This is a genomic window from Hyphomonas sp. FCG-A18 (genome assembly GCF_045287255.1).
Classification (GTDB): domain Bacteria; phylum Pseudomonadota; class Alphaproteobacteria; order Caulobacterales; family Hyphomonadaceae; genus Henriciella.
In genome coordinates, this window is the sequence record NZ_CP137142.1 from 1882414 (window position 1) to 1908663 (window position 26250).

The 26250-nt window shown below is 55.1% G+C and carries 30 protein-coding genes; 9 read left to right on the forward strand and 21 right to left on the reverse strand.

Annotated elements, in window-relative coordinates:
- The first annotated feature begins 20 nt into the window (after positions 1-20).
- Positions 21-671, forward strand: a complete 651-nt coding sequence (fsa, locus tag RYZ27_RS09350) for a fructose-6-phosphate aldolase (RefSeq protein WP_406679231.1) — start codon at positions 21-23, stop codon at positions 669-671.
- Here fsa and RYZ27_RS09355 read toward each other — a convergent pair.
- Positions 668-1981 carry an ATP-binding protein gene (locus RYZ27_RS09355; RefSeq protein ID WP_406679232.1) on the reverse strand — a complete coding sequence of 438 codons (1314 nt, stop codon included), beginning with the start codon at positions 1979-1981 and terminating at the stop codon, positions 668-670. The two genes, fsa and RYZ27_RS09355, sit on opposite strands and share 4 nt — an antisense overlap.
- A gap of 121 nt (positions 1982-2102) precedes the next feature.
- Here RYZ27_RS09355 and RYZ27_RS09360 point away from each other — a divergent pair, with 121 nt between their 5' ends.
- From RYZ27_RS09360 to RYZ27_RS09370, 3 genes are all read left to right on the forward strand, one after another.
- Entirely contained in the window at positions 2103-3131 is a 1029-nt protein-coding gene (locus tag RYZ27_RS09360) for a hypothetical protein (protein WP_406679233.1), read from the forward strand.
- Between the two features lie 117 nt (positions 3132-3248).
- Entirely contained in the window at positions 3249-3752 is a 504-nt protein-coding gene (locus tag RYZ27_RS09365; protein ID WP_406679234.1) for a GNAT family N-acetyltransferase, read from the forward strand.
- An 85-nt stretch (positions 3753-3837) separates the two neighbouring features.
- A complete protein-coding gene (locus RYZ27_RS09370; RefSeq protein WP_406679235.1) occupies positions 3838-4242 on the forward strand; it encodes a SufE family protein in 405 nt (134 codons plus the stop codon).
- Positions 4243-4248: 6 nt separating this feature from the next.
- Here RYZ27_RS09370 and RYZ27_RS09375 read toward each other — a convergent pair whose 3' ends face one another.
- The 16 genes from RYZ27_RS09375 to RYZ27_RS09450 all read right to left on the reverse strand — a co-directional run bounded on the left by RYZ27_RS09375 (position 4249) and on the right by RYZ27_RS09450 (position 16295).
- Positions 4249-4938, reverse strand: coding sequence for a hypothetical protein (locus RYZ27_RS09375; RefSeq protein WP_406679236.1), 690 nt, complete (start codon positions 4936-4938; stop codon positions 4249-4251).
- An 11-nt stretch (positions 4939-4949) separates the two neighbouring features.
- Positions 4950-5285 carry a helix-turn-helix domain-containing protein gene (locus RYZ27_RS09380; protein WP_406679237.1) on the reverse strand — a complete coding sequence of 112 codons (336 nt, stop codon included), beginning with the start codon at positions 5283-5285 and terminating at the stop codon, positions 4950-4952.
- Positions 5286-5378: 93 nt separating this feature from the next.
- Positions 5379-5846, reverse strand: coding sequence for a PAS domain-containing protein (locus RYZ27_RS09385; protein ID WP_406679238.1), 468 nt, complete (start codon positions 5844-5846; stop codon positions 5379-5381).
- Positions 5847-5990: 144 nt separating this feature from the next.
- Positions 5991-6404, reverse strand: coding sequence for a MucR family transcriptional regulator (locus RYZ27_RS09390; RefSeq protein ID WP_406679239.1), 414 nt, complete (start codon positions 6402-6404; stop codon positions 5991-5993).
- A gap of 118 nt (positions 6405-6522) precedes the next feature.
- A complete protein-coding gene (locus RYZ27_RS09395) occupies positions 6523-8313 on the reverse strand; it encodes a Na(+)/H(+) antiporter subunit D (RefSeq protein ID WP_406679240.1) in 1791 nt (596 codons plus the stop codon).
- On the reverse strand, positions 8310-8684 hold the full coding sequence (locus RYZ27_RS09400; protein ID WP_406679241.1) for a hypothetical protein: 375 nt from the start codon (positions 8682-8684) through the stop codon (positions 8310-8312). Before RYZ27_RS09400 ends, RYZ27_RS09395 begins: the two co-directional genes overlap by 4 nt.
- Entirely contained in the window at positions 8681-10192 is a 1512-nt protein-coding gene (locus RYZ27_RS09405) for a proton-conducting transporter membrane subunit (protein ID WP_406679242.1), read from the reverse strand. Before RYZ27_RS09405 ends, RYZ27_RS09400 begins: the two co-directional genes overlap by 4 nt.
- Positions 10189-11721, reverse strand: coding sequence for a monovalent cation/H+ antiporter subunit D family protein (locus tag RYZ27_RS09410; RefSeq protein ID WP_406679243.1), 1533 nt, complete (start codon positions 11719-11721; stop codon positions 10189-10191). Before RYZ27_RS09410 ends, RYZ27_RS09405 begins: the two co-directional genes overlap by 4 nt.
- Entirely contained in the window at positions 11718-12245 is a 528-nt protein-coding gene (locus tag RYZ27_RS09415; protein ID WP_406679244.1) for a cation:proton antiporter subunit C, read from the reverse strand. Before RYZ27_RS09415 ends, RYZ27_RS09410 begins: the two co-directional genes overlap by 4 nt.
- A gap of 3 nt (positions 12246-12248) precedes the next feature.
- On the reverse strand, positions 12249-12698 hold the full coding sequence (locus RYZ27_RS09420) for a Na(+)/H(+) antiporter subunit B (protein ID WP_406679246.1): 450 nt from the start codon (positions 12696-12698) through the stop codon (positions 12249-12251).
- Positions 12695-13318, reverse strand: a complete 624-nt coding sequence (locus RYZ27_RS09425) for a DUF4040 domain-containing protein (RefSeq protein WP_406679247.1) — start codon at positions 13316-13318, stop codon at positions 12695-12697. The genes RYZ27_RS09420 and RYZ27_RS09425 overlap by 4 nt, the downstream gene beginning before the upstream one ends.
- Positions 13315-13683, reverse strand: a complete 369-nt coding sequence (gene mnhG / locus RYZ27_RS09430; protein WP_406679248.1) for a monovalent cation/H(+) antiporter subunit G — start codon at positions 13681-13683, stop codon at positions 13315-13317. The genes RYZ27_RS09425 and mnhG overlap by 4 nt, the downstream gene beginning before the upstream one ends.
- Positions 13680-13967 carry a monovalent cation/H+ antiporter complex subunit F gene (locus tag RYZ27_RS09435; RefSeq protein ID WP_406681778.1) on the reverse strand — a complete coding sequence of 96 codons (288 nt, stop codon included), beginning with the start codon at positions 13965-13967 and terminating at the stop codon, positions 13680-13682. The genes mnhG and RYZ27_RS09435 overlap by 4 nt, the downstream gene beginning before the upstream one ends.
- 5 nt (positions 13968-13972) lie before the next feature.
- Positions 13973-14461: a Na+/H+ antiporter subunit E gene (locus RYZ27_RS09440; RefSeq protein WP_406679249.1), complete on the reverse strand. Its 489-nt coding sequence runs from the start codon at positions 14459-14461 to the stop codon at positions 13973-13975.
- A gap of 110 nt (positions 14462-14571) precedes the next feature.
- Positions 14572-15771: a DUF2336 domain-containing protein gene (locus RYZ27_RS09445; protein WP_406679250.1), complete on the reverse strand. Its 1200-nt coding sequence runs from the start codon at positions 15769-15771 to the stop codon at positions 14572-14574.
- A 62-nt stretch (positions 15772-15833) separates the two neighbouring features.
- The gene (locus tag RYZ27_RS09450; protein WP_406679251.1) at positions 15834-16295 is read right to left on the reverse strand and encodes a hypothetical protein; all 462 of its coding nucleotides are present in this window, start codon (positions 16293-16295) and stop codon (positions 15834-15836) included.
- A 138-nt stretch (positions 16296-16433) separates the two neighbouring features.
- Between RYZ27_RS09450 and RYZ27_RS09455 the strand changes: the two genes are divergently transcribed.
- A complete protein-coding gene (locus RYZ27_RS09455) occupies positions 16434-17882 on the forward strand; it encodes an MFS transporter (RefSeq protein ID WP_406679252.1) in 1449 nt (482 codons plus the stop codon).
- Here the strand turns inward: RYZ27_RS09455 and RYZ27_RS09460 are convergent.
- The 3 genes from RYZ27_RS09460 to RYZ27_RS09470 form a co-directional block, all read right to left on the reverse strand.
- Positions 17879-18535: a redoxin domain-containing protein gene (locus RYZ27_RS09460; protein ID WP_406679253.1), complete on the reverse strand. Its 657-nt coding sequence runs from the start codon at positions 18533-18535 to the stop codon at positions 17879-17881. The two genes, RYZ27_RS09455 and RYZ27_RS09460, sit on opposite strands and share 4 nt — an antisense overlap.
- 36 nt (positions 18536-18571) lie before the next feature.
- The gene (locus RYZ27_RS09465) at positions 18572-20827 is read right to left on the reverse strand and encodes a protein-disulfide reductase DsbD family protein (RefSeq protein ID WP_406679254.1); all 2256 of its coding nucleotides are present in this window, start codon (positions 20825-20827) and stop codon (positions 18572-18574) included.
- A 151-nt stretch (positions 20828-20978) separates the two neighbouring features.
- Positions 20979-21773 carry a SapC family protein gene (locus tag RYZ27_RS09470; RefSeq protein ID WP_406679255.1) on the reverse strand — a complete coding sequence of 265 codons (795 nt, stop codon included), beginning with the start codon at positions 21771-21773 and terminating at the stop codon, positions 20979-20981.
- A gap of 170 nt (positions 21774-21943) precedes the next feature.
- Here RYZ27_RS09470 and RYZ27_RS09475 point away from each other — a divergent pair, with 170 nt between their 5' ends.
- Entirely contained in the window at positions 21944-23578 is a 1635-nt protein-coding gene (locus tag RYZ27_RS09475) for a DUF885 family protein (RefSeq protein ID WP_406679256.1), read from the forward strand.
- On the opposite strand, the gene RYZ27_RS09480 is transcribed toward RYZ27_RS09475, so the two are convergent.
- A complete protein-coding gene (locus RYZ27_RS09480; protein WP_406679257.1) occupies positions 23575-23910 on the reverse strand; it encodes a hypothetical protein in 336 nt (111 codons plus the stop codon). The genes RYZ27_RS09475 and RYZ27_RS09480 overlap by 4 nt on opposite strands.
- 247 nt (positions 23911-24157) lie before the next feature.
- On the opposite strand from RYZ27_RS09480, the gene nadA reads away from it, so the two are divergent.
- From nadA to RYZ27_RS09495, 3 genes are read left to right on the forward strand one after another with little or no spacing between them, the layout of a single operon-like run.
- Positions 24158-25324, forward strand: a complete 1167-nt coding sequence (nadA, locus tag RYZ27_RS09485; RefSeq protein WP_406679258.1) for a quinolinate synthase NadA — start codon at positions 24158-24160, stop codon at positions 25322-25324.
- 43 nt (positions 25325-25367) lie between these two features.
- On the forward strand, positions 25368-25820 hold the full coding sequence (locus RYZ27_RS09490; protein WP_406679259.1) for a hypothetical protein: 453 nt from the start codon (positions 25368-25370) through the stop codon (positions 25818-25820).
- Positions 25817-26248 carry a hypothetical protein gene (locus RYZ27_RS09495; protein WP_406679260.1) on the forward strand — a complete coding sequence of 144 codons (432 nt, stop codon included), beginning with the start codon at positions 25817-25819 and terminating at the stop codon, positions 26246-26248. Before RYZ27_RS09490 ends, RYZ27_RS09495 begins: the two co-directional genes overlap by 4 nt.
- The last annotated feature ends 2 nt before the right edge of the window (positions 26249-26250 follow it).

Consider the following 26250-nt stretch of genomic DNA (forward strand, 5'->3'; position numbering starts at 1 on the left):
ACGCACCAGAGGGGCTTGCCATGAAATTCTTCGTCGACACTGCCGATACCACAGAGATTAAAGACCTCGCCGCGACAGGCCTGATCGATGGGGTGACGACCAATCCTTCCCTGATCACAAAGTCTGGTCGCGACTTTAAGGAAGTCATCGCCGAAATTTGTGACCTGACCGAAGGCCATGTCAGTGCTGAAGTCGTAGCCACTGAGTGGCAAGCGATGGTTGATGAAGGCAAGAAACTGCAAGCCATTGCAAGCAATGTCGCGGTTAAACTGCCGCTCACCATGGATGGGTTGCGCGCTTGCCGCATCCTTACGGATGCTGGAACAGCCGTGAATGTGACGCTCTGTTTCTCTGCCAACCAGGCTCTGCTCGCAGCCAAGGCGGGTGCAGCCTACATTTCCCCTTTCATCGGGCGGCTCGATGACATCAATGTCGACGGAATGGAGTTGATCGAAGACATCCGCACCATCTATGACAATTACATGTTCGAAACTGAGATTCTTGCGGCCTCAATCCGCAATGCAAACCATGTAAAGCTCTCGGCGCTGGCTGGCGCCGACGTGGCCACCGTGCCGCCAAATGTCCTCAAAGGCCTCGCTAACCACCCACTGACGGACAAAGGCCTCGCAGCTTTCCTGAAAGACGCGGAAAAAGGCGGCGTGAAAGTCTAATCTGAGGCGGCAAGAGGCAGGCGGATAATCATTTCCGTGCCATGCCCTCGCGCGCTGCGGATGCGAAACTCACCATTCTGCATGGCCACAAGTTTTTTGACCAAAGCCAATCCCAATCCAGTCCCTTCGCGCCCATCCGTATGGCTGGCCTGTACATAGGGCTGTGCCAGCTTTTCCAGATCTTCCGCCCCAATCCCGGTCCCTCTATCCTGTACGGTTAGCCTCGCCCAGCGGGGTTCCATCTCCACACGAAGACTAATTGTATCCCCCGCTTCCGCATACTTGATCGCATTCGTAACCAGGTTTTCAATAATCCGGGCCATTGCCTCTGGATCGGCAAAGGCCTGACAGGTCTCATCCCCGCTTAAACGAAAGCCGACACTGGTCGCCTTTGCGACCCCAGAGAGCCTAGCGAGACTATCCCGAGCTAGATCATAGACATTCACGGGGCGCATGTTCAGCGACAAGTTCCCGCTGTCAGCTTTGATCAAGTCGAGGAGCTGTTCCACACGGCTGAGGAGGACCTGCCCGGCCTCGCTGATGAACCCGGGATAGTCTTTGAATGCACTCGGGAGCGCCTTCGTGTCCCCTTCCATCAGGCCTGAGAAGCCCAGAATCGCATTGAGCGGACTTTTCAGATCATGCCCCAAACCCGCAATATCCTGCAGTGACGTCTCATCATCAACGGCCTCTGTAGACGTGAAGATCAACAAACGCCCCTTCTCGTGCGACAGGTCGAGTGTCGGGCGACGCTCATTACGCACCAATAGGGCCGTCACTTCTTGGCCAGTGCGCACCCCAGGGAGCATAGATTCGTCGCCATGCAGGGCGCGAATACGACCATACTCGGAAACGTCGACCAGCAAGGCAGGCATATGGTTCGGCTGAATGACTTTTGCTCCCTCTTGTGAAGGTCGCGCAAGAGCCACCTCGCCGCCCCAAAGGCGATCCCGGCGTAAAAACAAAAGGATGGCCAGCGTGATTGCCGCCGCCAAGACCCAGTTTGAGACTTCCCGGAAGAACGCAATCGGCGGCGGCATCAGAGCTAGAACATGCATCAAACCAAGGAGAGTAAACGCGGCAACGGCATACAGAATCGCTGATCGGACAGCACGCAGGCCGGCCGTCAGGCCAATCAGGATCGGGAACAGGACCACAAGCGCGATGGCTGGAGAGGCCAGTCCGCCTGCCAACATAACCAGACCGACCAAAAGCGCCGCCAATCCGCCCTGTATCAATACAGAGAAAAAAGCAGGATCATCGGCCTCAAAGGTCAATTCATTAACAGAACGGTGAGATTTGTTAGCCATTATCCTCATCAGCGCCGTCTAAAATTTCGGTCATGTGCCGACGAAAGACACAGACTAACCTTTGCCACAGGCAAAAGATAGGCCACACTAGTTAACCAGAGTAGCGTGCAAGGAAACCGCCATGAAACTGAAACACCTGACTACAGTTTTTGCCGCGATCGCAGGGCTCAGCCTGCCAGCAATGGCCCAAGTCATCGCACCTGAAACGCCTGCAGCCGAGCCTGTTGCGGCAGTTACGACACCCGCCCCGATGGTTGATCCACTGGCTCGGGCCGCGGCGGTTTACGGCACATATCATGGTGATGTTACGGACGTGAAGTCACAAGGCTTCCGGTCTGCAAGCGATATTGACGAAGCGCTTAGCAATCTTGGCGGTCACAACTCTAACCAACTCACACAGGGTTGGCTCTCCTACTCCGCCCTTGTCGCTGCTCAGGATTCTGAGTTCCGCGCCGCCGTGCTCGATATTGAGGGCTATTATGGTCGCGAAACCCTGATGCGGGGCCTGAACAATGACGTCCGCTATGCGCGCAGCCTGAATGGCGGTGGCTCTGCCGTTGGTTCATCTCTGACAGCGACCAGCGCGGATAGCCGCCGTCTGATTGGCGCTGCAGCCTATGTCAAAGAGCAAGCCTATAGCCTGCAAGGTGCTGGCTGGGCGAAAGGTCGCGTTGGCGATTCAGGTGCCATCGCCGATAGCCTGATGAGTTCCTCCAAGATCGGCATCCCTGCTCAGGGCGGCCTGGTCACAGCGCTTTCGTCTCCTGAAATCAACAGTGTTTTGGCGCAAGCGGGTCAAAGCGGATCACCATCTGTCTGGGAAAGCGTCACAAGCGCCGCAAGCACGATCCGTCTACCGGCCTCTGTGTCCCGTCTGAACAACCAACAGCGGATCGCCTATGGTAAAGAACCCATCGCTGATCGGATTGCGACCCTGGCGGCCTATCGTATCCTTGGGGCCGACAGTGGCTCTATCGACGGTATGCGTCTGGCAATGCAGGAACGCGAAACCGCAGGCTGTCTGAACATGGCACAGCTCAATCTACAGCAATGCGTTGCTGCCGCCCACAAGCATTATGAAGTGCCTTTCTGTATCGGCGAGCACGCTCTGTCCGATGTCGGCAAGTGCATTGGAAAGGTCTCCCAGTAGGCTGCGATCATATCCAAGCGGAAAAGCCTCCGGTTATAACGGGGGCTTTTTTGTGTCTGCCGCAATTTCCAGAGACACGCTTATGGACATCAATACCCGCTTTGGTAAATCGACTTCATGGTGCCACTCCTGGAAACCGAACGGCTGATTTTACGCGAACCGCGGGCTGAGGACTTCCCCGTCTATCGGGCTTTCTTTGCCGATGAGGAGGCTTCCCAAGCCTACGGAGGGCCGCTCTCAGATGGTCAAGCCTGGCGCGTGCTGGCAACTGATATCGGACACTGGGCGTTACGTGGCTATGGACGCTGGGCTGTCACCCTTAAGAACAATGGGGAAATGATTGGCGGATGCGGCCTGTGGTGGCCGGAGGCCTATCCGCGCTCAGAACTCACATGGTGGATCATCCCATCCGCACGCCAGAAAGGCTATGCTAAAGAGGCTTCACAAGCGGCTATTCGATTTGGTTATGATGAACTTGGTTGGGACATGGTGGAAACACATATGAATGACGAGAATATTGCGGCACGCAAACTCGTCGAATCCCTGGGTGGCACTGTCTTCACGCGGGAGACGTTTCCCGATGGCCTATCTCGTAATGTGTTCCACCTTCCGAACAGATAGATCACTGATTTTTCGCATCCGAAATTGTCGATCTGCCTGATGCACAGGGGTTTTCTTTTCCCCCCGCCTGCCCCATGTCAGCGCCATGACAATTACAGCCCGTGCCAGCGATATTGAAGATGAGTTTGCCTTCCTGGAAGACTGGGAAGAGCGCTATGCGCACATCATTGATCTCGGCAAGGCCAATGAGGGCCTCGAAGAAGCCGAAAAGACAGAAGAGTCTCGTGTACGGGGCTGCGCCTCGCAAGTCTGGATGGTCATCACAGATTCCGATGATCGTATCAGCATTCGGGCTGAATCTGATGCGATGATTGTCTCTGGCCTCATTGCGCTGCTGATTCGGCTCTTCTCAGGAGCCACCCATGCAGAGGTTAGAAGCTTTGATGCGAAAGGCTTCCTCGACAAGATTGGTGTGTCTGGCGCCCTGTCTGCTCAGCGCTCCAACGGGCTGGCTTCAATGCTTGATCGCATTCAAAAATCTGTCGCCTGATTAACATCATATCCTAGACGGGCTTATCAAGTCACGTTCATAGAGGTCTGCGAGGTGTGAAAGATGCGCCTGTGCGCGGACCTCAACTTTCCGCCGTGAAACATTGAAAGCCTCTGAGAAACGGTTGCGCGAAACCTCATCCACAACCAGACTGTTGAGCTCCCTGAGCTGATCCATTCCGAAGCGTTCAGCCACTTTCTGCAAGCGCCAACCGGCCTGACTGGCATATCGGTTCGATAGAGGACGATCGGGCATACCTGATGAATCGACCCGCACACCAAGGGCCAAGCCACGCCAGTTCATACCCGATATCGCGCCAGCCTGCGTAGCCCACATGATGTCTTCGCGATAAGTTGTGACCGCACTCAACAGGCGTCCACGGGTCTTCTCACAAGGAAGCGCGTTCAAGCATCGATCCACCAATGAGCCATAGGGTCTTGGCACATTTTCTAATACCAAAGCCTGTGTTGGAAAATGCTGCGGCGTAAATTGGCCACCAGCCCCATCGGTCCACACCAACCGGATCGGATCAAAGTCTCCCAACCGCTTGAGGTGGCCATCGCGGCAAAGGCTTGCGACACGCTCAGCCTCTAACTGCCCAATTGTTGTGCTGCGTGCGTCCCGTGTCCGCTTGATGTCCCAGCCTGCATCAGAGCGATTGATCGCACAACCGCCCCGTTTGAGAGCACGGATCATACGCTCTCCGGTCATGCGACGGCCCGTGACAGGGGCACAATCATGGCAATGCCATCCTCCAACCCTGTCACCCAGCTATCAAAGGCCTCATCTTCTCGGCGATCTTCCACCAGGTGACAGGCATGCGCGACCGTTGAACGATCCCTTTGAAAGGCCAAAGCCACACGCGCCAGAGACAGCCCAAGCGCCGTATGTGCGAGATACATCGCAACCTGTCGCGCCCTGGAAACTTCCAGGCTGCCACGTTCGTTTGATAAAATGTCGTTTGTGCGCACGTGAAGCGCATAGCCAACCAGGCCAGAAACGAGCCGCGCTCGTCGTCGATCTCTCACGTATTGTACGTCCATATTGTCCACCCAAATCTGCTCGTCTCAACATGATAGACTCGCAGGGAAGAGTGTAGGACTTTTTTCCTATTCAGAAAGATTATTCTTTACAAATCAGGCTGCCAAGCGCTCGAACTGTGTGGATAGGCGCTCTGAAGGCGTGCCCTCCTGTCCGCGATTCTGGCGTACAGGAAGAACCTCATCATAGCAGAGGATCAGCAGGCGCGCGCCACAGTCACTGACCATGGGCAAGCGTAACCAGTGATGGATACCCCGCTTGGTGCTGCGCACACCGCGCACGGGCTTTGCGGCTTCCAGCAGTGCTGTCAAACCCAGGGCGTAAAGCGTTGAAAGCGTCTCACCAGGAAACGCATGCCCAAGACGAGAGCCCGTCACCCGGCTATTAACCTGCCCGGTTTCACTCAGTTCCAGAATAGAAACGCCACCAAGATAGCGAACAATGGCCCCAGGATCGAGATCACCACGCTTCGGCAAACGGCCTTCAGGGGTCACGCTTCTCCAGTAAGATAGGATCGCTGATTGCGATTCAGTGAGTTTTGTCTGTTCTCTTGACTCGGTCATTGCCACCCCCGTGGTGATTCGTTCGAATCACTATTGTGAGAATTCGAGTCACCGATCAAGAGTCAAAGCAACGATTCGTTTACCAAGGTTAAATATTTAATGCGTTACGATATCGAAACCAAAATAAATCGAATCCGAAACGAACTATTTAGCGCCCTTGCCTAAGCCCATCTTCTTAGCAAGATCTGAGCGTTTGCGAGCGTAACTCGGTGCAACCATAGGATAGTCGTAAGGCAGCCCCCATTTCTCACGATATTCTTCTGGGGTCATATCGTATTTCGAACGCAAATGCCGCTTCAGGGATTTGAACTTTTTCCCATCTTCAAGACAGATCAGATAGTCATCCGTGATAGACTTTCGAATTGGCACAGCCGGATCAAGTAGCACAACATCCTGAGTCTCAACTTCAAGTTCAGACAATGTTTTGTGGACCATTGTGATCAAACCCGGCAATTCCCCAGAAGGCAGAGAATTCTTACCGACATAAGCAGAAACAATATCTGCAGCACAGATAAGAATGGTGTCTGGATCAGTTGCGGCAGCCGCTTCATTTGACATCTGTATTATCCCTTTATTTGCCTAATCTAAGGTGAAGGCAAAGCAAGTGGAATATATAAAAAGCAGATGAATAAGTGCGCGCTGCTGCTGATTGTCTTATGACGTATAAACCTTTGGTCTAACTAGACAACAAGACAACCAGCATAACGACTCCGAGCAGAACTGCAGACCATAGTGCCATACCACTGGTCAGAGCGCCTTTTGCCAGCGCGCCGCGTGGACTGAAGGCCTCTTCGAGACGATCAAAGACGCGCCCGCCAGCATTGCCAGCAACCCCGGTCATGGCCGGTCCAGCTTTCCCCCAAACCTGGCCGCTCCACTTGGCAAGGCCATAGCCCCAACGGCGGTAGAACCAGTCTGTGTCGAGGATCGTCCCTGGCTTTTCGGCCGGATACAGGCCAAACCGCTTGAGCAGGATGAAGGCCAGCAGCGCCGCCATCAGCAGCTGCATCTGTGTCAGGATATGCTCCAGCGTATATGGCTCATAGCTAACCACCGCCTTACCTGAGACCTCACAAACGGCCGATCCAACAGCCGCCGTACAGGGCAGCAAGCCATAGAGCCAATCATAGCCGAAGCCCGGCGCAAAGGCCGGTAGGCCAATCGCGATACAGATGGCCGCAGCAAGCCCCATTGCCAGCAGCATGTTAAACGGTGCTTCCTTGGGACGATGCCCGGTATCATGACCGAAGAAGGTAAAGTACGGGATTTTGATCCCTGAATGCTCCAGCACACCGGCAGAGGCAAAAAGCAACATCAGCCAGATGATCACATAGCCTTCTTTTGCAACGGCACTCATCGTCATCGACTTTGCCACAAAGCCAGAGAATAGCGGGAAGGCTGAAATCGAAACCGCGCCAATGATGCAGAAGATCGTTGTCCAGGGCATGGATCGCCAGAGCCCACCAAGCTCGCTCGCTTTGGTCGTGCCGACCCGATACAGGACCGCGCCGATACTCATAAACAAGAGGCCCTTATAGATGATGTGAGCAAAGGCATGAGCCGCTGCGCCATTGAGCGCCAGTGGCGTGCCGATACCAACCGCACAGATCATGAAGCCAAGCTGGTTGTTCAGCGAGTAAGACAGAACCTTGCGCAGGTCATTTTCGATCACCGCGAAGAAGACCGGGAAGACCGTCATGATCGCACCGATCCAGATCAGGATTTCAAACCCTGGGAACATCCGGGCAAAGGCATAAACGGCCAGCTTTGTTGTAAAGGCTGAGAGGACAACAGCGCCAACCACGGTCGCCTTTGGATACGCATCCTGAAGCCAGTTGTGCAGGAATGGGAAAGCCGCCTTGATTGCGAATGCGGCAAACACGTATTTCGCGCCCGGATCCTCAAAGGACAGGAAGGTTCCGATCTCATCGAACCGCAGAGAACCAGCAGACTTGTAAACATAGGCCAAGCCGTCGAGCAAAAGCACACCAGACAGGATCTGAATGCCGAGATAACGCATGGCTGCCTGATAGGCCGCCTTGGTCCGGGCTCTCAGGATCAGGAAGACCGAGCTGACCGCTGTAATCTCCCAGAAGATAAACAGGGTCATCAAGTCGCCCGCAAACGTAGCCGAGACTGCCGCGCCAGCATATGTCAGGGCCATGCCATCCTGCAGGCGGTCATCCGTATGCAGCGCATAGATGGCATTCAGGAAAGCCGCGAGCAGGAACGCTAAGCCGAATATAAAATTCAGACTATCAACCTTGTAGAGGACCAGCTCAATATCGAGCACGGCTGTCGTCGATAGATTGATACCGCGGTCAGCCATAGCCAGAAGGATCATGGCAACCACTGGGGTAGCAACCATCAGGGCCTGACGCACACGCTTAACTGGCGTGAAACACCCGATAATCCCGACAATAACGAGCAGGAAACCCGGATTGATATGGGTGAGAAACTCGATCATTGCCGCTCCTCGATATCATCAGGCGTGATATCCGCTTCGCCATAATAGTCTTCGTCGCGGCGCAGGAGTCTCCCCAGAGGCCAACCGGACAGAACCGCAAGCGCAAATGCGCCAAAGCCCCAAAGGGCGTAAAAGCCTGTTGCATTCGCCTCATCGACATATTCGTGCCGGTCCAGTGTCAGGTCGAGAACAACCAGAAGGCCACAAATCACCGCGACCACAACCAACAGGATCAAGCCAATGCGGGGATGCTGCGTCCATCCAAACAAGAGCTTGGAAAGCGGATGTATATCCCCTTCCGGTACAGGCCTTGGCTCTTCAACCGGTTTTACAAAACGACCGTTTTCGTCACGTTCAGGTTGAGTGCTCATGGCTGACCTCCCGCCATGTAGATGGCTGCCGGGCGTTCGCCGAGCGCCCCTTCAAGGAAATTCGACAGCGGCCCGACCGTGAAGAACATCAGGAAGCACAGGAAGGCTGTGAAACACGGCGCGGCAACTGTCAGCATTGGTGCACCGCCCGGGCGCTTATATGGCGCTGGCTCAGGCGTTCCCGGTGGCGGCATCAAGGCCAGGATCGGGATCGGCAAGAGGTAAGCAATATTCAGGAGCGATGAGATGATCAGGATAATCGGCACATAGTCGAGCCCAGCATCAGCCGCGCCTTGCATCAGCTCATACTTTGGCCAGTCCCCGGCCAATGGCGGAATCCCGATAATCGACAAGGAAGCGATGAAGAAAGCAATGAAGACCAAGGGCATACGTCGCCCAAGCCCTCTCATATCCGAAATATTGGTCAGCCCGGTCGCAACATAGATTGCCCCGGCACACATGAAGAGGGTGATCTTACCAACCGCGTGCGCGGCGATCTGCAAAGCCCCACCCATAAAGCCAGCCTGATCCGCCAGCATCGCGCCACATGTGACATAAGCCAGCTGCGCAACGGTGGAATACGCCAGACGGGCTTTGAGATTGTCTTTGGTAATGGCGATCAGGGAGGCCGTGATAATCGTGAAACACGCAACCGCCAGAATGAATTCTCGCGAGGCTGTCGCGTTCAGAACTTCTTCCCCGAAGATGTAAACGGCGACTTTCAGGATGGTGAACACACCGGCCTTAACAACCGCCACGGCGTGCAACAAAGCCGAGACCGGCGTTGGCGCGACCATCGCATTGGGAAGCCAGAAATGGAATGGCATCAACGCCGCTTTACCAACACCAAAGGCAAACAAGATCAGCAGAACACTCGCAACAATCGGCTTGAGGTCTTCAACCTGAGACAGCAAGCCACCCGGCACGAAATCAAGACTGCCTGCAACCGCACCTGTCCAGATGATTGCGACAAGCAGGAAACCAATCGATGTCCCCAGCAGGGTCATCAGATAAATCCGTGCGCCCCGCTGCGCATTCTCGTCGCCCTTATGGGCCACGAGTGGATAGGTCGATAGGGTCAAAATCTCATAGAAGACAAACAGCGTGAACAGGTTTGCCGACATCGCAACACCCATCGCGCCAAACAGCGCGATCGCGAAACACATGTAGAAACGGGTCTGATTGCGCTCGCGATTCCCGCGCATATAGCCGATGGAATAGAAGCTATTCACGATCCAAAGACCACTCGCCACCAGCGCGAATAAGGCACCGAGCGGCTCAGCCTTGAACGCAAACTCAAGTCCCGGAGCTGCTGCCCAGAGCTTCAACTCCGGGGCATTACCGTTTGAGGTCATCACCGCGATGATAATCGCAACGATAAACAGGCAGGTTGCCCCAACCAAAGTTACGCCTTCACGCAGGTTTGGGACACGCCCAGCCAGCCATATCCCGCCGCAAATGATTAGCGGCAGGACGAGCGCCAGAGTAATGGCCAACTCACCGCTCATCGCACATCTCCAATAAACAGCGCACTGGCTGCATCATTTGCAAGGCCCGCAACAAAGCTGCCCTGTATCCCAATCCAGAGGCTGGCCAGTGCCATGATCCAGAGTGGGATCAGTACCAGCATCGGGGCCTCATTGTGTTTCTTGTTCGGATTCAGCGGCGCGCGGAAGAAAACCAGCTCCAGAATACGGCCCATGTAAACCACGGCGAGAACGCTGGAGAACATCACAACGGCTGCCCCCCACCACCAGCCATGCTCAAGCAAAGCGCTGACAAGCGCATACTTGGACTGGAAACCCGCGGTTAGCGGCACACCGATCAAAGAGAGCGCCGAAATCGCAAATGCGGTCATCGTCAACGGCGCCGTGCGCCCAATGCCACGGAAATCATTCAGTGTTGTGCCCTTGTGCATCAACACGACAGCCGCAACCGCCATGAACAGAGCGCCTTTGATGATGGCGTGATTGACGAGGTGGAACATGCCCGCAGCCACACCCGCTGCGGTTCCGATCGATACGCCGAGCAGCATATAGCCAACCTGCGCGACCGAAGAATAGGCCAGTGTCCGCTTCACATCGGTCTGGAAAACCGCCTGGAATGAACAGGCCAGCATGGCCGCAATTCCCATCGGCATCAGCACCCAGATCAGGCTGGACCCTTCAAAGGTGAAGTCGAGGCCAAACACAGTGAACAAGAAGCGGATCAGTGCATAGATCGCCACTTTGGTCGCGGTTGCCGCAAGGAACATGGTAATGAAACTTGGACTATAGGCATAGGCGCTTGGCAGCCATTGGTGCAGAGGAAACATCGCGGCCTTGATCCCAAGCCCGACGAAAATGAAGGCATACCCTGCCATCACGGCTTTACTGTCTGCGACCTCTCTCAGCATAACGCTGAGTTCTGCCATGTTGAGCGTACCCGTTGCGGCATAGAGGAAGCCTACACCAACGACGAAGAAGGACGCGCCAATCGTCCCAAGGATCAGATAGTTCCCCGCAGCTGGCAAAGCACGACGATCGCGCCCGGCCCCCAACGCAACCAGCACATAGGTCGCCAGCGATGAAATCTCGAGGAAGACGAACAGGTTAAAGGCATCAGCCGTACTCGCAACACCACAAAGACCCGTAAAGCAGATCAGATAGGTGCCAAAGAACATCGCACGCTTGGCTTCGCGAATCTCAGATTTAACCGTCGGCCAGGCAAAGATCGAAGCCAAAAAACCAATGCTGGTCACAAGCAACAGAACCACGCTGTTCAGCGCATCAATACGGAACTCAATCCCCGCTGGTGGTGCCCAACCGCCCATTGCATAGGAGATAACAGCCCCACCTTCGACAGACCGGACCTGTGTTAACAGGACCAGCGCCATCAGGACAGACAGACCCGTCGCAACGATGGAGACAATCCACGCTAAACGTCCATTTGGCAGGAAGGCGCAAAACGGCCCAGCCAGCATCGGGATAACAACCAGCAAAGCAGGCGCATGCATCGCCCACGTTTCAGGCACCAGTGAAGTTAGCAATTCAATCATGCGCCGCTTGCTCCTTGCGCAGCTTCGCGCTCTTCGGCCTCATCAGCGGCCTGAGCAATGGCGACCTCGATATCCTGATCGCGGATCTCGTCGGCCTCAATTGTACCATAAGCTTCCCGAATACGAACAATGATCGCAAGACCAACCGCAAGGGTGGCAACCCCCACAACAATCGCGGTCAGCATCAAAACATGCGGCAGCGGGTTAGAGTAAACATGCTCCAGCCCCTTTGAGGCGGCTTCATAAGCACCGTGCCCTGCCTCGCCGGCATAATCGGCTGCGCCATGAGCTGCGTCACCCGCGTCATGCTTCTCTTTTTTGTAGTCAGCCCCAAACAGAATAGGCGCCGTCCCACCGTCGATCCGCGAGAACGACACATAGATCAGGATGATTGAGGTCTGGAACAGGCCAAGACCAATCAGACGCTTAATCAGATTGCTGGCGGAAAACGCAATGAACAGACCGATCATCATCAAGCCGATGATTGCCCAGTAATTGCCGCGCTCAAGGATAAACTCGACCATGCCTTACCAATCCTCGTCGCGGATTTCTGTGACACGCCCGGCAAAGGCATAATAGATCGACACCATCGCACCGGCGACCGCCATCAGAACCCCGACCTCAATCATGATAATGCCCATATGCTGGCCGACATGCCCGCCCGGCTCTTCGCGCAAGAGCGCATTATACTGAAGATAATTACCACCTGCGAGCATCGCCCAGACACCCACGCCAGCATAAATCAAAAAGCCTAGTCCTGCGACGCCGCGGGCGAACCCCGGGGTTACGGCCTTCATGGTGGGTGCAATACCAAAGATCAGCGAGTAAAGCACCAGCGCCACGGCCAGAATAACGCCAGCCTGGAACCCACCCCCGGGGCTATATTCCCCATGAAAGTGTACGTAGAATCCATAGATCGTAATGATCGGGATCAGGACTTTTGCAACCACGCGCAGAACGATGTGGTGATCGGTCATTCCAGGCCTCCATCGTCTTCTTCTTCGCGGCGACGTCCACCTTGTGGCAGCTGCGCCCCAAGTGCCCGCTCACCAAAACCAAGCAGCAGCACAACACCCAGCCCGGCCATGAACACCACGCCAACTTCGCCCAGCGTATCGAAGCCACGATAAGAGGCGAGAACAGCGGTCACGACGTTTGGAATCGCAATCTCAGGTTTGGTTCGCTCGAGATATTCGACTCCAACATGCGTGTTGGCCGGAGAATTTGGATCACCGAAGCCCGGTAGATCGATCGAGGCATAAACCAGGATTGCGCCAACAGCGATCACGACCAAACCGGCAATAATGTGCCGACGCATATTCGGTGCCGCCTTGGCTGTACGGGAGGTCAGCACCATCGCGCCGAGGAACAGAACAGTGGAAATCCCAGCCCCAACAGCCGCTTCTGTGAAAGCCACGTCAACCGCATCGAGGGCGACAAACCAAACCGCAGACACCAGCGAGTAAATCCCAGCCAGCATGACAATGGCAAACAGGCTGCGCAAACGCGCAATCGCAATTGCGATCACAAACAAAGTCGAGAGAAGCGTAATGTTCAGGAGGGCGACCGACAGGTCTGCCCCTTCAAGACCGGTCATGAAGCGCCTCCATCCGTCCCGGTTTTCTCACCGCGGGCTTCGCCGCCAATCATCGGCTGGATACCCGCCTTATAAGCTGCGTTTACAAGTGCGTGACTGGAGGTCGGCCCTGTAATGAACAGGAAGAGCCAGATGGCAGCCAGCTTGATCACAATCGTAATAGTCGGGGCAAGCAGCACCATGCCGAAGATCGCAACAGTCATCGCGCCGGTATCAATAATACTGGCCGCATGAACACGCGTATACACATCAGGAAAACGCAAAATTCCAATCGCGCCAATAATGCCCATAATGCCGCCAGCAAGCAAAAGCGCTGCACCGAGGATGGGTTTGATGACCAGGAGAAGATCAATTATCGCACTCATTCTCCGCCTCCGGACTTGCGTACCATTGGCACCTGGAAGGAACGATAGCGGAAGAATTTCAGGATCGCGATCGTCGTCACGAAGTTGATCAAAGCATAAAGCAGAGCGATATCCAGCCATTCCGGGCGCCCAAGCAGGAAGCCAATCGCGCCAATAAGGAGCACGGTCTTGGTGCCGAGCGCATTCACCGCCGCAACACGGTCATAAAGCGTTGGCCCACGCAAAGCGCGAATCAGCAAAAGCATCACCGCAATAACCAATGCGAGCGATGCGGCTCCAATCATACCAATCATGAGGTCGCCCCTCGTCCATCAGAAGCTTCTTTGGAACGGCGATCCATTTCATCAAATGCCCCCGGACCAGCATCTTCTTCATTCAAGGCATGCACCAGCATACTCTTGCCCTCTATAGCGACAGTCACTGTGCCGGGTGTCAGAGTAATCGAGTTTGCAAAAACAGTTTTTGCCAAATCGCTTTCACACTGCGTTTTGACTTTCACCAAGGCTGGGTTGATCGTCAGGTCTGCACTCAACACCGCCTTAATCACCTGCCAGTTGGCTTTGAAGATTTCGATTACCAACCAGACCCAGTACCACATCAATTGCGGCAGGCGTCCATATGGAACCCCTTCGCGATCGATGACCTTAAGGCGGACCGCAAGCACCATGGTCAGAACGACCGATACAGCCATCAAGGCTAGAATAAGCGTCTTGTAGAGCCCGGAAAGGCCCAACCAGAGCGCTGTAATTACGAAAAGTAAGCCGATAAAATAGCCCACGCGCCCTGCAATCCTCGCTTCATAACCGTTTCTTGGCGTGGAATTAGAATGCAGAAGCAGGTTTGACTAGGGCTAACCGAAGAAAGACCTGCGAAATATCGCAGTCGAGGTTAATTTTCGAAGACGAGACGGGCTGTTCGGCGTGATGTGGAGAAATCACTTTCGTCATTGGCCTCCTCCTCGATCAGCGCCCTTTTGTTCGCCGACGGAGAGAAAGATGATGATAATGACCAGTTCCAATAACGCAGTGTGGTCTGTGCCTTGGCAACTGTCAGCAAGTCATAAGTCTCCAAAGTATAGGCAAATAGCGAGTGGAGGCTGCCATCCTCATTCTTGAGGGGGCGCTTTAGGGCTGACCAAAGCTCCGCCAAGGGGCGTTTCTTTAGCCCCGTCGCCTTGCAGAGAACCGCAACACCCTCGCCGCCATAATCGCTCATGATCTTTGCCGCCGTTACAGGCCTTATCCCGGAAAGGTAGCCAATTTCCTGCGCGAGTTCGGGATCCATGCCATGAACAGAAGCATGGTGAATGGCGTCTTCAAGGCTTTCATAATCGCTTTTCTCGATCGCGCCACGGTTTCGCTGCCGCCGCTCAATCAGCTGCAGCGCCTTTCGAACTACCGGATCCCCCCAGTTTTCTTCCGCCGCCATAGCGAACACATCGCTACACATTTCGATCATCTCAAGACGGTCAGCCGAATAGCGGCGCAGAATCTCACGCCGGGTTGCCCCATCCGACCACCAGAACAGGATCATCGCTTGTGAAGGGCGCAAATCCAGCCGCGCAACCAGCAGCGGACACAACCGCTCATGTTTACGGGACCGCCTGACCATAACATCCATAGCATGTTCGGAGAATTGCGCGCCCTGGTTCTTGGCCAGCGCCTCCAGAACGTGAGGTTCACCAAACTCAGCCAGCTTATCGGTTAGTGCAGGCTCGACAACTTTCCGGCTGGCAATGGCCAAACGGTGTTCCGGTGTGACGCGCTCAACGATCTGGCACAGGTCAGACGCATCGAATGCCTCATTCTGCTCAAGAATGGGCTGCGCTACATCGAACGAGCACTGCGCCAGATAGCGCAGCAAGCGTCGCGGGGCATCGCGCATCACCGCCAGACGCCGCGCACACAGCGCCCGGTCATCTTCATCAGCGTGAAAGAGCATCTCAAGCAGGATGTCACCTGCCATTGCCCGGTCTTGATGGGCAATATTGGACCCCGGAATGGCGACATAATCGATCAAGCGACGCAGCAATGTGCGGCGCGCACGCCCGCCATTCTTCTCGGTCAGAAGCGGAATTGGTTCAGCCATGGCCCATATACCTGCTCTATTCTTGCCCGGCATCTGAGCAGAAACAGGTTAATAGTCCGGTATCAGGCGTCTTTTTTACCCGGATGGATCACCAGAACCAGCAAACTGGCTGTGAGCATGGCAATGGATAAAGCGAAGAGCTGTCCACCATCTGTGGCGGTTTCCCCCGGCATAAGCGATACTGGAACCTCACGACCCAGAACATTCGGCATCAAATGCGCTGTCACAGCTCCTGCAAGAATCAGGAAGCTCAGCAACGCGCCAAAGCGGCGTAGGGTTGGCAAGAGCAGGCACAATGCAGCGAGTAACTCTGCAAGAGCGACCAAAACCCGGCCCGTTGGCTCCATCAACCCAATACCGGTTTTCTGTGCCATTGTGACAAAGACGATGTTTTCTCCGGAGGCATCAAACAGTTTCACCTGCCCGATCGGTGGGTTCGGTAAAGGATGAATGGTTGCCTGCACAAACATGAAAATCAAAAACAGAGCCAACGCCCAGCTGGCCAGATGCCGTAAAAGCCGCATGAGACATCTCCCTCTTCATCACAGGGCTACCATGCCGCGAGGATACCACCAATAAGGATTCCAGACCGACTGTGGTTTTTTGCTTTTGTGTCATGTTTCTTGCTCATACAGTCGGCCTAACAAAAAACTGGAGCGGCCATGACCGACACGAATGGGGATGATTTGGACACAGTAGACGCGACCATCGAAGATGATGGCGATATGCTGGAAGAATCGCGAGCCCCGATTAGCGGCATGGGCGCAGCGCTAACTGCGGGTGCAAACTTCCTGCCCACGGCGCAATCCCTTCTGGCCCGTAAGGCTCGCCGTGGGGTAAAAGTCGAACTGCCCGCCTACCTCTCAGTTCAGGCTACCTGGTTTATCGCCTTTGGCCTGCAGATGGTGCTATTCCCATACCTGATCACCAATAAGCTCGGTCTGGGCGGGGCAGAACTTGGGGTGGCCAATCTCGCGCTATCGGCGCCATCCGTTGTTTTCTTGTTGATTGGCGGTGTTGTGGCTGAGCGCGCGAGTGTGAAGTCTCTATTGATGATTTTGCATGTGTTCGCCGCCCTGCCCGCATTTGGCCTCGCCTTCGCACTGGCGACAGGGAATCTCTCTTACCCCATCATGATCGCTTACGGGTTGGCTCTTGGAACGGTTGGGGCCTTCATGATGCCGGCCCGCGATTCGATGCTGAATGAAGTGGTTGAGCGCCGTTCCCGCGTTGGGTCTGGCGTTACCCTGCAACAGGGAGTGGCCTTTGCGACACTGGCCCAGTTTGCCGCCCAGATTACCGGCCTCATCCTTGGCGGCTATGCGGACAAGATGACCCAGATGCCCTCCTGGCTTGGCGGGTTTGGCGTTGGCCCCATTGCCAGTTGGCAATTGCTGACTCTGCAAGGGATTGTTGTTGTCCTCGGCGCGGTCCTGACCTTCATGCTGGCGCGGGGCCGTAAGGTCAAAACCGGCCGCTCCGGTCTGACAGCCGCGTTTGGCGATATCGGGGAAGGCTTCAAAGTCGTCGCCGCCAATCCAAAGCTGTGGGCTATGACCGTTTTGATGTTTGGCGTTGGGATCTTCGTGATCGGCGCGTTTCTAGTGGTCTTGCCGATCATCAACCGCGACGTTTATGGCCTCAGCGGTGACGGCATCCGCGATATGTTCGTCACCTTCTGGCTTGGGGCTTTTGTCTCTTCGGTCGCCCTATCCCTGTTTCGGAATATCAAACGTCAGGGACGTCTTCTGCTGACGGCGCAATTGCTTGGCTCGCTGGCCATCCTGCCAATGATGACCAGCATCCCGCATGCGGGCTTTTTGGTCATTGTCTTTATCTGGGGCCTGTCAGGCGGGGTCTCAATCGCAATGAGCCGCTCAATCGTTCAAGATGCCGCACCCAAGGATCAGCTCGCCAGGGTCCTGTCGATCTATCAGCTCGGCTTCATGGCAGGCGCCCCGCTTGGCGCCTTCATCATGGGCTTCCTCGTTGATGCCTTTGGCCCCTACAAGATTGCCATTGTACCCGCCGCGGGGATGACCCTGCTCATCCTGTGGATGGTTATCCGCACACCAATCTGGAACCTCAAGAATGAGGCCCACAAAGCCTAGTACTTGACCGAGCAGCCATATGGCGCGCTGGTTGCAAGAGGCACAGGCTCGCCAGCAATGACCGCGTTTACAGCATCCTGAAAATACGGATCAGCCTTGGCGATATCATCGACACTGGCAGACCGAATGGAGTCGATCGCGCCATTATAGGCCAACATGCCATCGCCTTTAATGACATACATATGTGGCGTGGTTTTCGCGCCATAGGCGCGGCCAATATCACCGCTCTCATCAATGATCGTGTAAGCGGGTACGGCGCCGCGGTCAGTATTGAGTTGGACCGCTTGTTCAGAGCTAACATGCCCTTGCTTTCCTGGCGCGGAAGAGATGACCTGAAGCCAGACAATCTCGGCTTCACCCGCCTCAGCTTGCAGGCTCTGCATATTCGCAGGCGGGGTCGCATAATGCTTTTTCACAAAGGGACAGTCATGATTGGTCCACTCCAACACAACCGTCTTGCCTTCAAAATCAGACAGGGAAACGGTCTCGCCTTGCGCCGTAGCCGCATCCGAGAATGCAGGTGCTACTGTTCCGGGTTCGACAACCGTTTGCGCTTCGGCAGATGAGAAAGCGATCAAAGCCGCCGCGGTTAAACCAACAGCCGTCGCCATGCCAGCCGCCAAACCAAAATTCCGTCGTGTCAGTTCAACCATTACCTATCTCCATTGCCATGTATTCGAAATACTCGCTCAGCGGCCTTCGACAAGGCCCGTCACGAGAGAAATTGACAGCGCTTCTGGCAGAACTTCCGGCTCGCTCTGCCCGGCAGGATACCACAGATAAAGCGGCACGCCTGCCCTTCCGTGCTTTTGCAGCTCTGCCGCGATAACCGGATCAGGCCGCGTGTAATCAGCAACCAGAAAAGCGACATTTGCTGCCTCAAAGGCTTCCGTCACCGGGCGGGTCTGTAGCGTCTGCAACTTGTTTGCCTGACATATGGCGCACCATTCGGCGGTGAAATCGATAAAGATCGGACGTCCCTCTGCGACCAGTTCCGCGACGCGTTCGGGTGACCAGACTTCGGTTTCATATTTTGCAGCATAAGCCTCGCCAGGCGTTGTGTTTTCCGCCGCGACGCGCGACTGCATTACCGGCCACAGAAGCCCTGCGACAATGGCGAGTCCGGCCAGACCCTTGGCCAAGCCGCCAGCCACACCCGCAGGCGCTTTGACGACAGCAACAAAACCACCAACAATAACAGCCAGCCAGATCAGGCCCATGACAAGATCAGTGCCCGATGTTGCCCCGATCAACATGAAAGCCGGAATGATCACGGCAAGACCGAGAATGCTCAGCAAGATGGCTTTTGCTCCCTTCCCCGCTGTCCTGAAGGCCCAAAGGCCAAACCCAACCAGAGCGGCCCCCGCGACCACGATGGCGGCGGTGCGATAGCCCGCCAGAGCGCCGAGCACAGAGAGCAACCAGGCCGCCGTCAGGAACATTGGGAACGCAAACACCTGTTTCAGGGTCTCCATCCACGCGCCCGGCTTGGGCAGCAAACGTTGCAGGCTTGGGACAAAACTCAGAATCAGGAAAGGCAATGCCAAGCCAAGCCCCATGGCCATAAGAACGGTCACAACTTCAAAGGCTGGACGGGCGAATACGGCACCCAATGCCGCGCCAAGGAATGGCCCGACACAGGGCGCTCCCACTATCGTCGCCAGAACTCCGGTGAAGAAAGCGCCTGCTGGCCCTTGTTTCGCCGCGAGGCCTGATCCGACATTCTGAACCGAAGAGCCCAGCTCAAACAGACCAAGCAACCACAGACCAATCATGAAAATGATCAGGATCAAAACGGTGACCACAACTGGGTCCTGCAACCAGAACCCCCAGGTTGCCACACCCGTTGCCGCGCGAACCGCAAGGATGGCTGCAGCCAAAGCTGCAAAACTGAGCAGGACACCCGCCGTATACCAAAGCCCATGTGAGCGGGCCTCACCGGCATGGCCATTAGCAGCAGCCGACACCATGCCCATCGCCTTGATCGACAGGACTGGCAGAACACAAGGCATAAGGTTGAGGATCAGCCCCCCAATCAGCGCCAATCCAATCAAGAGCGGTAAGTTCACGGGTGCCCCAAAACTTGCAGCTCCTGACCCCTCTGTTCCAGATAAAACAGCGCCGGGTGTGACGGTCACATCAACAGCGGTCTCACCAACCTTGATGACGCCCTTCAGAACATCCGGGACCGACGCATCACTCTTTGCCGGGGTCAAGCGTAGCTGCAACCCGTCTTCACCAAAGGAAACTGGTTGGTCTGCAGCATGGACAATTTCATGCCCCTCAGGGAAGAAGCGCGCCTCCCCGGACAGGCCCGCCAATTGAGCACCTTTAGCGGAAAGCACCCAAACATCACCTTGCTTGGTCAGGGCGGCCTCTCCATCAAAGGCCGGCGGCTGCGCGAGCAATCCGCTTTGGATCAGCGTGCCGCCATACGTATCAGGAACCTGCCCCGCGCCGACTGATTGCAGTAGGCGCAGATCAACGCTTTCAGGGATACAGATGTCATAGCAGATCAGGTAATCGACTCGCATTGCGATATCGACAGGGCCTGTCGCATCATCAGCAAGTGTCACTGCAAATGGCAGGACGACCTGATTTGAGTAGCCATAATCCATGATCTGGCCGGGCACGACAGGCAGCAATTCAGGCGTTGGCCAATGAAAGTCTTCAACCTCTGTGAGAGCAGCTGGCGGGCCATAGTCGCCCCAGGCGATCACAGGTGGCAGGCCCGCATCACCCGCATTTTTCCAGTAAATGTGCCACTTCTCGTCCAGCTCGAAAGAGAGCCCCAGATAAAATGTCTCTCCTGGCATCGCGACAGCGCGCTCGGACACCAGTTCAACCGTGGCATGCCCGCCATCCACTTTTTGCGCATTGGCCGTCCCGATAAAGGCAGCAGCAAGCATAAAAAGACTGAGAGCTAAACGGATAAAGGCCATCATGGATTACGGGCTCCTGAACAATATGAAGCCGCATATACCCGCAATAGACCAGCAAAGAACCCCAGATGACACGCTTGTGATGTCACATGCCAAGATAGCAATAAAAAAGGCGGCTCAATGAGCCGCCTTTAAAAACAGATTATGTTGCAGTCTATGCGGTTGCTGGCTGCTGCTCTTGCTGAACCATAACTGCACGTTGGATGACGCGCTGCCAGTTCAGGAGCGAAATCATATGCGCATAGATTGCGCCAAGTGCACCATTGTCACGAAGCTGTTTGAACTGCTCTTCGGACAGATCGTTGAGCTTGTTCTCATCAATTGCGAAATAGTCAGCGATTTTCTGCTGCTCGCCAGATGGCTGACCATCCGGGTTACGCGGCTGGAAAGAAACAGACTTCTGCTCGAACAAACCAAGTGACTTAACAAGATTGATGAACTCAACCGTTGAACGACGCTGGCGCTCATATTCCTTACAGAATTCGATCGCGTTATTCGTAAAGTCGGTTGCCTGCCCATCCTGGAAGAATGGGATTTCAGGCTGGTTTGAAACCATTGGCGCATCGCGATCAACGCAGAGCAGAAGACGGTCAGCATCCTGATCGTTTGCAAATACAAACGGGTAGCGGCGAATAAAGGCCGGGATATAGAAATCCTGGTCAACTTTACCATCGGCCTGTACGAACAGGTTTTCGCTCTGACGGATACCCATAACCGCAACTGGTGTCAGCTCTTCGCCTACAAAAATAACGGGATAGGCGGTTCCAGCCATACCGAACTCGGTAACGGTCACAGGCACGGCATGCGCCTCGCGCAGGAAACCGAAAGGCTGGTCAATCTTCTTGACGCCAAGACCGGCATGCTGCTCTGGAGACAGAGGCTGCGGATTCTTGTAGAACATGACGTTGCCGGTGAGGGCGGGCTGTTGGCTTGCTTGATTATTTTCCACAGGTAACTCCCCTTGGTGAATGGGCGGGGTTTAACGGATTAGGTATAGGGCGACAACAGTAAAGGGCTGCACAGATGCAGGTGTTGCAAGACTTTCATAAAATTGCGGTTGTGCTTTGCCTCTCTCTATTGCCGCTTAGCGGGTGTGAGCAACGGTCTGAAGCACCGCGGATGACAGCAAAAACGCTTGCGGCGACCGAAGCGCTTCTCGACGATGTCGCCCGAACAGAAACCGCTCTGAATCCGCAGATAGCCAGTCGTCTCGGCCTTGATATCGACTATGCCCGTGATGCCCGGCGCAAGCTAAACGGAACCTCTCAAGCCGCTTTTGAACGTTCGCGGCTGTTGCGTCTGGACTTACAGGCCCGTTTAGCGGCTGGCCCAAGAATGTCGGGTGACCATGCGTTATCCCGTGATCTTCTGATCACCATGAATGCGTTGCAGCAGCTGATTAACCTGCAAAAGTCAGGTCATGGCCGCCTTTCCTTATCCGAAGCCCGGCCCTACACGATCGATCCCTTCGCAGGGTTATGGATAGAAGGGCCTGAAACCCTCGTTCAGGATCATATCATTGAAACGCCGCAGGATGCCGAAGACTACCTTTTCCGCCTTAGCGCTTTGGCCGATGGCCTTCAGGATACAAGGCGACGATTGCAAGCTGATGCACAGACGGGCCACCTCCCCCCGGCACCCTTGCTTCAAGAAACACGGATCCGAATGGAGCAGCTACAAGCGGATACAGCTTTAACCGCTATAATCGAAACGCTGTCTGACTTCACAGCCAGCCTTGTATTCGAGACAGAAGAAACGCGTGAGACCCTGATCCTGACTGCTCAGAAAATCCTAAATGAAGACATCCGTCCGGCCTATCAGAATCTGATTCAAACCCTGTCCGAACTTGAGCCACAAGCCCCTATCCCGGCTGGGTTGTGGGCGCAAACAGGCGGGGTTACCTTATATAGGGATCTAGTCACGACTCTGGCCGAACCGGGCCTGAACCTTGAAAGCACATACCAAGAGCTTCAGAATGATCTGGCGGCGCTCAAGCAAGTTGTCGTAGAGGCCCCTACCCAGGCAGAAGCCACGACCGAGACAACACCCCCGTCTCCGATCGCATTGGAAGAGGCTTCACCTGTCGTGCCAGCGATTGCTGGCATTGTGCGCACCTATATGCCGACATCACGACCAAGCGTAACAGGTGTGCACTTTCGTCCGGCCCGTCTTGATGATCGCCGTCCCGCCCTAACCGAACTCGATGCCTCACAGCTCGCAGCATGGCCCCTCTATTTTCAAATGGTTTACACTGACCAACATCGGCTGGAGGCCGAACTCGCCTATGATCGCGAGGTCAAACAAGCCGCCATGCGCTCACCTGTTCGAGGGGTTATCCAAAGAGAAGGTTTTCACTCTGGCTGGCTGATCTATCGCCAAAAACAAACTTTGGCCGTACCCGATCAATACCTGCTCTTCATCACGGTTCTGGCCGCGGCTGATTTAGGGTTACACCATCAACGCTGGTCCCTGGAAGAGACAGTGACCTTTATTCAGGCGGAAACCAGCCTCACTTCAGAGCTAAGTCGTGACCTGGCCCTGCGGATCGCGGCAAATCCAGCAGCCGCGCTTTCCACATATGTCCATTACGCCCGATTTGTTTCGCTCGAAACGCGCACTCGTCAGGTTCTGGACCAGGACTTTAACCAAACTCATTTCAACACAGCGCTTTTAACTGACGGTCCGCGTCCCTTAGCCTTGGTCGAGCGCGACATTGAAAGCTGGTACCAGGCCATCCTCGACGCACGAAACTAGGCTGCGAGCGCCACGGTACCGCCTGTCTCACGACAAACAGGATTAAGCCCGGCCTCAAGATCAGCCATTATTGCTGCGCAGCGATCGGCGTCATCCTCTGCCATGACGAAAACAGCTTTCGCACCATAGCGCTCAGCCTCGGCAAACGCCCAGATCGGCTGGACATCATGCTCACGACCACGCAGCTTGCACATCCGAATGACCCGCAACCCAAAAGGCCCCTGCGCGGCGAATAAAGCGGCGCCTCGCACCTTTGCCCATGGCGCATTCACAGCCATCCGTGTGAATCTGTATGCTTTTCCTGACTGGCCTCTGAACTTCATCTCACGCATAATGTTCTCCCTGTGTTCCAGTTCTTTATATTCTACTTTTGTTCTCACGCAAGAACTTTATCGTTAACGAAAGGTTACCAGCACTCGTCACGATATTTTGCCGCAAGACTTGGCAAAATGCTTCGCTTTGGGTAAGAGCGCTTATGCTCACTTTCAGCAAAAGAAGGGAGCGGAGACGAGATTATGCTTGAAAAGCATTACTCTCACACCCAAATAATGCTCAGATTGAGCAAAACAGGAGGCTGACATGGCGAGATTGATTGATTCAGGACCAGGTTGTCCGACCCCAACGCCACTGCGTGCCACAAACAGTGCTGCTGATCGCGGGCTAGAGTATAATGACGCAGTAAAAGCCAAAACCGATGCGCTTTATCCACTGGTCAGTGACTTCATCACACCGATGGAGTGGCCTGCAGTTGCCCCCCTCGTCGCAGCCATCAATGATCTGAAAGCTGAAAAGAATGCGGTTATTCTAGCGCATAACTACATGACGCCGGATATTTTCCGTCTGGTCGGTGACTTTCGCGGTGACAGCCTGCAGCTCGCCCGCGAAGCCGCAAATGTTGATGCCGACGTGATTGTACAGGCCGGTGTCCATTTCATGGCCGAGACATCCAAGATCCTTGCGCCCAGCAAGACCGTCCTGATCTCAAGTCTTGAAGCTGGCTGTTCGCTTGCAAGCTCGATCACAGGTGAGGATGTTCGTCTGATCAAGGAGCATTATCCAGATTATCCGGTTGTCACCTATGTGAATACAACTGCGGACGTGAAAGCCGAGTGCCATATTACCTGTACCAGCTCAAACGCTGCACAGGTTGTCGAAGCCGTGGCCAAGGAGTGGAACACAGATACCGTTATCCTCGTTCCTGATCAGTACCTTGCCAAGAATGTTGCGGCCCAGACCGATATCCGCATCATCACCTGGCCGGGCGCTTGTGAAGTCCATGAACTGTTCAGCGCCGATGATGTTGATGCCCTGCGCGAGGCTCATCCCGGCGTGGTCATCCTCGCCCACCCGGAATGCCCACCCGATGTGCTTGAAGCTGCTGACTTTGCAGGCTCTACAGCAGCCCTCGCAAACTATGTCAGCGACAATAAACCCGCCAAAGTCGTGCTGATGACGGAATGCTCCATGTCCGACAATGTTGCGGCTGAGAACCCGACGGTCGACTTCGTTCGCCCCTGCAATCTCTGCCCGCACATGAAGCAGATTACGCTCGAGAATATCTATGATTGCCTCATCGAGATGAAGCATGAAGTGACCATGGATGAAGACGTGCGAGTGCGCGCAAAGGCAGCGATTGATGCCATGCTCGCCCTGCCTAAGATGGCCACCCCACTTGCCTTCGAGACGGGTCTGACCCCGATGGAGATTGAGGTTTTTTCACCGCAAAACCGCCTTGCGATTGCCTGATCTCTCCATAAGGTAGACTTCATAGCTGCAAAGGATGCCCATCATGATAGCCAGACTGCTCGCCGCACTGACGATAAGTCTGGCCATGGTGATCCCAGCTGCAGCAAGTGACCAGCGCGACCCTGGCGATGTGCTTGGCACTTGGACCTTCCAAACCAAACCCTATCGCGATGGTGCCTGTATTATGACAGGTACCATGCATCTGCGCGATCACCCGGACGCTGGCCTTTATGCGTGTGAACTGACCGCCGTTGAAGTTTGCTCTATGTGGGGACGGTCTGTCGTCCTGCAGCGATGTGAAGCGCGTCGTTTTGGAGATCAGGTTTCAGTCCGCTCAGAGATTAGCCAATTCCTCGAAAAGAAGGCCGAAGGCCTGCTCTATGTCCCCGACAACTTCACTCTGACGATTCAGGATGAAAGCCGGATGTGGGGCGCACTGGTCTCTGCGGCTACGGCACCTGTGGAGTTTCGCCGGGCTGAGGAAGGCATTTCATGATCCGCACCATTTCCGCCGCCTTGATTATTCTTGCCCTGTCAGCCCCTGCGCAAGCTGATGAAGCCGCGAATGTGGCGGGTCGCTGGGTGTTTACGGCACAAATCGGTATGGGCTGTGATTTTGGTGGACAAGCCTTTCTCAAACAGATCAGCCCGGATCGCTATAAAGGTGAACTGACCGCCACGCAGAGCTGTGTCGACTTGCCAGAAGATTACATCGTGCGTCAGGAGTGTGAGGCCTCACGTCTTGGTGACCAATTATCTATTCGCTGCACTGTCGTCGAATTCATGAATGGCTTCTCCAGCGAGTTCTACTATCCGGACAATTTCACCCTGACGATTGCATCTTCAGAGCGCATGCATGGCGCGCTGGTCAGTGCCTCGACAGCCCCAGCTGTCTGGCAGCGGAATGACGGGGGCATCTCCTAGCT

What these genes read in the sequence shown, in the direction of transcription:
- fsa (WP_406679231.1), top strand. Translation starts at nt 21, where the DNA reads ATGAAATTCTTCGTCGACACTGCCGATACCACAGAGATTAAAGACCTC.
- RYZ27_RS09425 (WP_406679247.1), bottom strand. Translation starts at nt 13,318, where the DNA reads ATGACCGGTCTTGAAGGGGCAGACCTGTCGGTCGCCCTCCTGAACATT.
- RYZ27_RS09395 (WP_406679240.1), bottom strand. Translation starts at nt 8,313, where the DNA reads ATGATCGAGTTTCTCACCCATATCAATCCGGGTTTCCTGCTCGTTATT.
- RYZ27_RS09365 (WP_406679234.1), top strand. Translation starts at nt 3,249, where the DNA reads ATGGTGCCACTCCTGGAAACCGAACGGCTGATTTTACGCGAACCGCGG.
- RYZ27_RS09380 (WP_406679237.1), bottom strand. Translation starts at nt 5,285, where the DNA reads ATGGACGTACAATACGTGAGAGATCGACGACGAGCGCGGCTCGTTTCT.
- RYZ27_RS09435 (WP_406681778.1), bottom strand. Translation starts at nt 13,967, where the DNA reads ATGATTGGAGCCGCATCGCTCGCATTGGTTATTGCGGTGATGCTTTTG.
- RYZ27_RS09415 (WP_406679244.1), bottom strand. Translation starts at nt 12,245, where the DNA reads ATGGTCGAGTTTATCCTTGAGCGCGGCAATTACTGGGCAATCATCGGC.
- RYZ27_RS09405 (WP_406679242.1), bottom strand. Translation starts at nt 10,192, where the DNA reads ATGAGCGGTGAGTTGGCCATTACTCTGGCGCTCGTCCTGCCGCTAATC.
- RYZ27_RS09480 (WP_406679257.1), bottom strand. Translation starts at nt 23,910, where the DNA reads ATGCGTGAGATGAAGTTCAGAGGCCAGTCAGGAAAAGCATACAGATTC.
- RYZ27_RS09410 (WP_406679243.1), bottom strand. Translation starts at nt 11,721, where the DNA reads ATGATTGAATTGCTAACTTCACTGGTGCCTGAAACGTGGGCGATGCAT.
- RYZ27_RS09465 (WP_406679254.1), bottom strand. Translation starts at nt 20,827, where the DNA reads ATGATGGCCTTTATCCGTTTAGCTCTCAGTCTTTTTATGCTTGCTGCT.
- RYZ27_RS09375 (WP_406679236.1), bottom strand. Translation starts at nt 4,938, where the DNA reads ATGATCCGTGCTCTCAAACGGGGCGGTTGTGCGATCAATCGCTCTGAT.
- RYZ27_RS09455 (WP_406679252.1), top strand. Translation starts at nt 16,434, where the DNA reads ATGACCGACACGAATGGGGATGATTTGGACACAGTAGACGCGACCATC.
- mnhG (WP_406679248.1), bottom strand. Translation starts at nt 13,683, where the DNA reads ATGAGTGCGATAATTGATCTTCTCCTGGTCATCAAACCCATCCTCGGT.
- RYZ27_RS09475 (WP_406679256.1), top strand. Translation starts at nt 21,944, where the DNA reads ATGACAGCAAAAACGCTTGCGGCGACCGAAGCGCTTCTCGACGATGTC.
- RYZ27_RS09420 (WP_406679246.1), bottom strand. Translation starts at nt 12,698, where the DNA reads ATGACCGATCACCACATCGTTCTGCGCGTGGTTGCAAAAGTCCTGATC.
- RYZ27_RS09450 (WP_406679251.1), bottom strand. Translation starts at nt 16,295, where the DNA reads ATGCGGCTTTTACGGCATCTGGCCAGCTGGGCGTTGGCTCTGTTTTTG.
- RYZ27_RS09355 (WP_406679232.1), bottom strand. Translation starts at nt 1,981, where the DNA reads ATGGCTAACAAATCTCACCGTTCTGTTAATGAATTGACCTTTGAGGCC.
- RYZ27_RS09460 (WP_406679253.1), bottom strand. Translation starts at nt 18,535, where the DNA reads ATGGTTGAACTGACACGACGGAATTTTGGTTTGGCGGCTGGCATGGCG.
- RYZ27_RS09490 (WP_406679259.1), top strand. Translation starts at nt 25,368, where the DNA reads ATGATAGCCAGACTGCTCGCCGCACTGACGATAAGTCTGGCCATGGTG.
- nadA (WP_406679258.1), top strand. Translation starts at nt 24,158, where the DNA reads ATGGCGAGATTGATTGATTCAGGACCAGGTTGTCCGACCCCAACGCCA.
- RYZ27_RS09370 (WP_406679235.1), top strand. Translation starts at nt 3,838, where the DNA reads ATGACAATTACAGCCCGTGCCAGCGATATTGAAGATGAGTTTGCCTTC.
- RYZ27_RS09385 (WP_406679238.1), bottom strand. Translation starts at nt 5,846, where the DNA reads ATGACCGAGTCAAGAGAACAGACAAAACTCACTGAATCGCAATCAGCG.
- RYZ27_RS09360 (WP_406679233.1), top strand. Translation starts at nt 2,103, where the DNA reads ATGAAACTGAAACACCTGACTACAGTTTTTGCCGCGATCGCAGGGCTC.
- RYZ27_RS09390 (WP_406679239.1), bottom strand. Translation starts at nt 6,404, where the DNA reads ATGTCAAATGAAGCGGCTGCCGCAACTGATCCAGACACCATTCTTATC.
- RYZ27_RS09495 (WP_406679260.1), top strand. Translation starts at nt 25,817, where the DNA reads ATGATCCGCACCATTTCCGCCGCCTTGATTATTCTTGCCCTGTCAGCC.
- RYZ27_RS09400 (WP_406679241.1), bottom strand. Translation starts at nt 8,684, where the DNA reads ATGAGCACTCAACCTGAACGTGACGAAAACGGTCGTTTTGTAAAACCG.
- RYZ27_RS09445 (WP_406679250.1), bottom strand. Translation starts at nt 15,771, where the DNA reads ATGGCTGAACCAATTCCGCTTCTGACCGAGAAGAATGGCGGGCGTGCG.